The sequence below is a fragment of the Priestia sp. KCTC 13724 genome (assembly GCF_056820425.1).
On sequence record NZ_JBXDLD010000153.1, the window covers coordinates 1 to 5,322 of the forward strand.

At 35.5% G+C, this 5,322-nt stretch carries 5 protein-coding genes and 1 pseudogene; 2 read left to right on the plus strand and 4 right to left on the minus strand.

The features are described 5' to 3' along the window. Nucleotides 1-255: 255 nt before the first annotated feature. A pseudogene (locus AC1UFB_RS17110) lies at nucleotides 256-756 on the plus strand (YeiH family protein); the annotation flags it as partial. A gap of 54 nt (nucleotides 757-810) precedes the next feature. Here the strand turns inward: AC1UFB_RS17110 and AC1UFB_RS17115 are convergent. Beyond that, nucleotides 811-1,914, minus strand: a complete 1,104-nt coding sequence (locus tag AC1UFB_RS17115) for a citrate synthase/methylcitrate synthase (protein WP_100347172.1) — start codon at nucleotides 1,912-1,914, stop codon at nucleotides 811-813. A gap of 370 nt (nucleotides 1,915-2,284) precedes the next feature. Here AC1UFB_RS17115 and AC1UFB_RS17120 point away from each other — a divergent pair, with 370 nt between their 5' ends. Then, the gene (locus AC1UFB_RS17120; RefSeq protein WP_100347171.1) at nucleotides 2,285-3,220 is read left to right on the plus strand and encodes a LysR family transcriptional regulator; all 936 of its coding nucleotides are present in this window, start codon (nucleotides 2,285-2,287) and stop codon (nucleotides 3,218-3,220) included. 532 nt (nucleotides 3,221-3,752) lie between these two features. On the opposite strand, the gene AC1UFB_RS17125 is transcribed toward AC1UFB_RS17120, so the two are convergent. The 3 genes from AC1UFB_RS17125 to AC1UFB_RS17135 form a co-directional block, all read right to left on the minus strand. Beyond that, the gene (locus tag AC1UFB_RS17125) at nucleotides 3,753-4,091 is read right to left on the minus strand and encodes a hypothetical protein (protein WP_100347170.1); all 339 of its coding nucleotides are present in this window, start codon (nucleotides 4,089-4,091) and stop codon (nucleotides 3,753-3,755) included. 102 nt (nucleotides 4,092-4,193) lie between these two features. Then, nucleotides 4,194-4,754, minus strand: coding sequence for an STAS domain-containing protein (locus AC1UFB_RS17130; protein ID WP_482589543.1), 561 nt, complete (start codon nucleotides 4,752-4,754; stop codon nucleotides 4,194-4,196). A gap of 104 nt (nucleotides 4,755-4,858) precedes the next feature. Then, nucleotides 4,859-5,122 (minus strand): B12-binding domain-containing protein, encoded by a 264-nt coding sequence (locus AC1UFB_RS17135; protein ID WP_100347168.1) that lies wholly within the window; start codon nucleotides 5,120-5,122, stop codon nucleotides 4,859-4,861. Nucleotides 5,123-5,322 lie beyond the last annotated feature (200 nt).

The window sequence follows — 5,322 nt, forward strand, 5'->3', positions numbered from 1 at the left end:
TGCAAAGATAAAATTACTGAAAATTTAGATTTTTATAAAGCGTTGAATTATTTTAATGCAACACTAGTGTCTATTATTAAATAAATTAAAAGCACAAGGGTTTACTTGTATGTAACTGACCCTTGTGCTTTTTTATAGTACAATTTGAAAATATTTTTTTAGCTCTTTCCTAAACTGATCATCCGATATAATAGGTGTTTTCACTTTCTCTAATCCTTTTGTAATTTTTAATGTATTAGATGATTTGGAAGTGTTTTTTCCATTGTCTACCCTTTTCTTCAGTCAGCTTTACATCTTTCTTCTGAAGATTACGGAATATGGTCTGGCATGAGTCTACATGAAATTGCTCATGTAACCCTCGCTGCTATGCATGCAGGCCAAGAATCTCTATCCCTTGCTATTATAGCCAAGCTGGGCAGAGTCGTATGGTTAATTCCAATTAGCTTTTTGTTTGTTTTACTTATGAAAAAGAAAGAAAAACAAGGGACACCAACAGCTATCAAATTCCCATGGTTTTTAGTGGGTTTTCTTTTAATGAGCATTTTCAACAGCTATATTTTGGGAAGATATATACACATTCCTAATACAATAATGAGTAGCACCCCTGTCTTAACTACGTTCATTTTAACAATGGCAATGGTTGGTTTAGGTTTAAACGTTAACATTAAAACGCTATGCTCTAAATCTGTTCGGCCACTACTAGCAATTATCATTACTTCGTTGCTACTATCAACTATTACCCTAGTGATCATTTAATTCACAAAAAAAGAAGCGAATCCTTCAACATCCGCTTCTTTTTGATTCGAGTGTTTATTGTTTTTGTTCCACTGGCGTATAGCCGATATAAGATGACTGCGGACGATAAATACGATTATCTTCTGACTGCTCAAGTACGTGTGCAGTCCATCCTACCAGTCGACTTGCCGTAAAAGTGGGTGTGAACAAATCTGCTGGAAGCTCCACTGCTTTCATAACAGCTGCAGCAAAATATTCTACATTCGTGTAAATTTTTCTTCCTGGCTTATATTCATTTAACAGTCGAATGGTTGTATCTTCAATTTTTACAATGAAATCAAACCATTCGTTATCATCTGATATTTGCTTTGAAACCTCTTTTAAAGCTTCTGCTCTTGGATCATGTGTTCTGTACACACGATGTCCAAATCCCATAATTTTCTCTTTGTTCCCAAGCTTCTGTCGCACCCAAGGCTCAATGTTTTCTGCAGAGCCAATTTCTTGGAACATGCTAATAACACCAGAAGGAGCACCTCCATGTAAAGGTCCTTTCATTGCACCAATCGCTCCGCAAATCGCAGAGACCATGTCTGATTCAGTTGACGCTACCACGCGCGAAGAAAACGTTGATGCGTTCATACCATGCTCAATAGTAAGTACAAAATATGCGCTCAATGCTTTAACTAAGCTTGAATCCGGTACTTCTCCTGTGATCATATACAGATAGTTAGCCACGTGATCTAGATTCTCATTCGGCTCAACAACTTCTAAACCATTCATTTTACGATACCAATAAGCAATAATAGTTGGCGCAATTGCCGTTAATGCAACCGCTTGATTTTTTGTAGGCGGCCAACTGTAAGATGGATCGCCAAGTGCTGAAATGCATGTACGAAGAGCACTCATGACTTCTGTATCTCTCGGTAAACAATCCATTAGCGCTACAATATTTTTTGGTAATACGCGATGTGCTTTCATCTCTTCTTTAAATTCATTAAGCTGTTCATGATTTGGTAACTGTCCGTTCCAAATCAAGTAAGCTACTTCTTCAAATGTATAGTTAATTGCTAAATCTTTCGCCCAGTATCCACGGTAAATCAGCTGACCTTTATCTCCATCAACGTGCCCAACTTTTGTTTCAGCCGCTACAATTCCTTCTAAACCTTTTACATATGTCATTATGACCACTCTCCCCTTTTTATTTTCTCTTTATTTATGAGGTGTTCTTGTAGTCTGATAAATTTCATCTTTCTATTTTATTCTTCTTCATTTATATGTAAGAACAAATCAATGGCGATGTGTGAGGAACAACTATTATTATTTCTGTAAATTGAAGGTTCTAAAAACGGTATTTCTGAGGGTATAACCATTAATGATAACGCTTACAACATTGTGTTCTTATACAAAATAAGAAGGTTTATTCTTGTAAAAAAGATGAATTATCATTCAGTTCCCTTATGTAAGAGTTTACATTTTATTGAAACATAAGTAAAATAGATAAATAGAATAAATAGTATGAAAACAAAGAATATTAGTGAGGGGCTTGCTTATGGACATTCGTGAACTGCAACACTTTATGGAAGTTGTGAACCAAAAGAGTTTTACCAAGGCTGCATCTGCTATTCATTTATCTCAACCTGCTTTGAGTAAAATTGTGAAAAAGCTTGAAGAAGAGTTGGGCGTCGATTTATTTGATCGCTCGACTCGCAAACTGACTCTTACAGATGCAGGTCAAGTTGTATATAATCAAAGCCAAAAATTAGTTTCAACATTACATGAGCTTCATGCTCTATTAGATGATCTTAGACACTTACCAACTGGTGAAATTAAAGTCGGCATACCACCTTTAATTGGTACCATTGTTTTTCCAATGATTGCAAAAAAGTTTACTAAAAAGCATCCACAAGTAACACTAGAACTCGTGGAATTAGGCGCTAAGCGTATTGTTGAACTTGTTGAGTCTGAACAGGTAGACCTTGGGATTATTGTACTTCCAGTCCAAAACCCAATGTTTCATATTTATCCATTTGTACAAGAAGAGTTTAACTTATATATTCACCATAAACATCCACTTGCTCAAAAGCAGGTCGTATCTCTATCGGAATTAAAAGAAGAACCTTTCATCTTATTTAGCAAAGATTTCTCGCTTCACGACCGTATTATTCATGAATGTATTGAAGCTGGCTTCCAGCCGAAAATTGCCTATGAAAGCTCACAGTGGGATCTTATCATTGAACTCGTAGCTTCTGAACTCGGGATTGCTATTTTGCCAAAATCGGTTTATCCGAAGATTAATAATCCTTTAATACGTAGCATTCCCATTTCTTCTCCAACACCGATGTGGGAGTTAGGTATTATTTTAAAGAAAGAACGCTATATGTCATTTGCTACGCGAGAGCTTCTTAGCTTCTTAGTAGATGAAGAAATTATCCTACCGTCCCATATGATGAAAAAAGAAGAAGCTCAAAATTTACCTACTCCGTAATTTATTAGAAATAAGAATGGTTTACGTTAAATAAAAAAATGGTATAGAACAAAACGTCATGATTTCTTCTCAAAGATGATTCATCACGTTTCTACAATAGTTAAGTTATAAGAATAAGTTCGAAACCAACAAAAGATATCCGAACTATCAAAAGAAGTTAACTTTCGACGGTTCGGATATCTTGTTGACTTAAATACTTATTTTCCAGCTTCTTTTATATAAACATATTCTTATATAAGACCATAAAAAAACACCTTCAATGTAAGAGAAGATGTTAGGAACCGTCTGTACTTGTTTCTTTATAAATTTTGTGCAACATGCGATTAACAAGGACCATGCATACTCCTGCAAGTGCGAAAAGTGCGAAAAGTGCGAACCATTCTTCCATTATCATAACTTTTCCTCCTTTGAAAATCGACTTAGTATATTGTCTTACAAGATAATTCGAACAAGTATCCTGTAAGACAATAATAGCAATTGATACCTAAATTGTAAATAGTATACGCTTACATTTTTAAAATTTTCCGTCTATTCAATGATTAGTGATGACTTCTACTGATCCATGGTCGTCACAGTGACCATCATGCACATGATGTAGCCTTCCATTTACTAAATAGTCCATATGATCTCCATGGGGTACCATCTCATGACCATAATCCTCTTCATAATTACATCCACACTCTATTAGCTGACATGCATCACGGTTGGTTTCATTTACCGGAATTACACACTCGTCCCAATGGTCATTATGTTTATGGTGTAGGTGACCGTTATGAACATAATCAATATGACCATCATGCATAATTTTCGTATGTCCACATGCTAGGCTATGCTCATGTTTATGTAAACCGCTATGTTCTTTATGCTCCATTTTTCCACCTTCCTACTCTATCTTTATTATGCACATTCCCCTATTTAAAAATCAGCGGAATATTTTAAAGAACAAAAAAAGCTGTGCAGTCGCACAGCTTTTTTACCCAACAGAATGTTTAATGTTTACGAGATCACTTAAATTATTCATATAGATAATCTGATTACCAAATGAATTCCCCTTTAACATTTCTGTATGAGATGGTTTCATGCCTATGATGTAACAGGTAACTCCCATAATATCAAACGAACGCATAAAGGATGAAAAGGCGTGGATGCCTTCAGGTTTCAGTTCATCAATTCCTGAAAAGTCAAAGAGCATAATGGAATAGTGGCCATCATATGTAGCATCTTGGAGCACTTTGGAATTTTCTGTTACGAGCTGCTCGTCTAAATCGCCAAACAGTGGAATAAGAGCTACCTTTTCAGAAAGCTTAATGAAAGAAGCTGATAGTTGCTTAATCCGCTTTAGTGAAGCTTCTAAGCTCTCTTTTTTCTGCAGTAGTTCAAAGTCTGTATGTGCAAGTCGCTTTTGGTGAGCGTGAACCATCCTTGTTAGCTCTTTAATACGCTCATCTTGATAAATACAAACTAAATGCCCAACTTCTTCATCCCACTGTATGAAACATTCAAATAAAGCATACGGTGATTGCTCAGTTTGCAACACAAGCTCTACCTTTTGCATGGTGTAGTCTTTTTCTTCTACAAGCGTTGTGTGCAGCTGTTTTTCACTTTTTTCTTTGTCGTCTTTTACGATACACTCTGTTCTTAAATATTTTTTGGCTTTTTCTTTGCTAATCCATAGCGTGTTAATACATAATCACAGGTTGTAGTCGCTACATGCTCGTCTGCAACCGTAACGATATTCTTTTCCCAAAGCGTGCCAATATAGTACATAGCAGGCGTCAAAAGACTTTCATAAATATCTAAGCTACTTGCTCCTTTTTGTAAAGCTTCTTCTACTATATCCCACGCACTATCTTGATTTCCTGAAAGTAACTGATTAACTAACCTCAAGGTTTGAGATTTCAATGTTTCTCACCTCAGTCCATCATTTATCACTTTTTACCAATTAAAATAAGAAAGCGAGAAAGCCCTAAAGAACTTTCTCACTAAAGGTTGTATCTTTCTATTTAAAAGTTTTAATTTTATTCAACCTTATCCACTAGTGTTGCATTAATTTAAATTCACTATTAAAAATACTCAAAATGTTCAATATTATTATTTTGTGC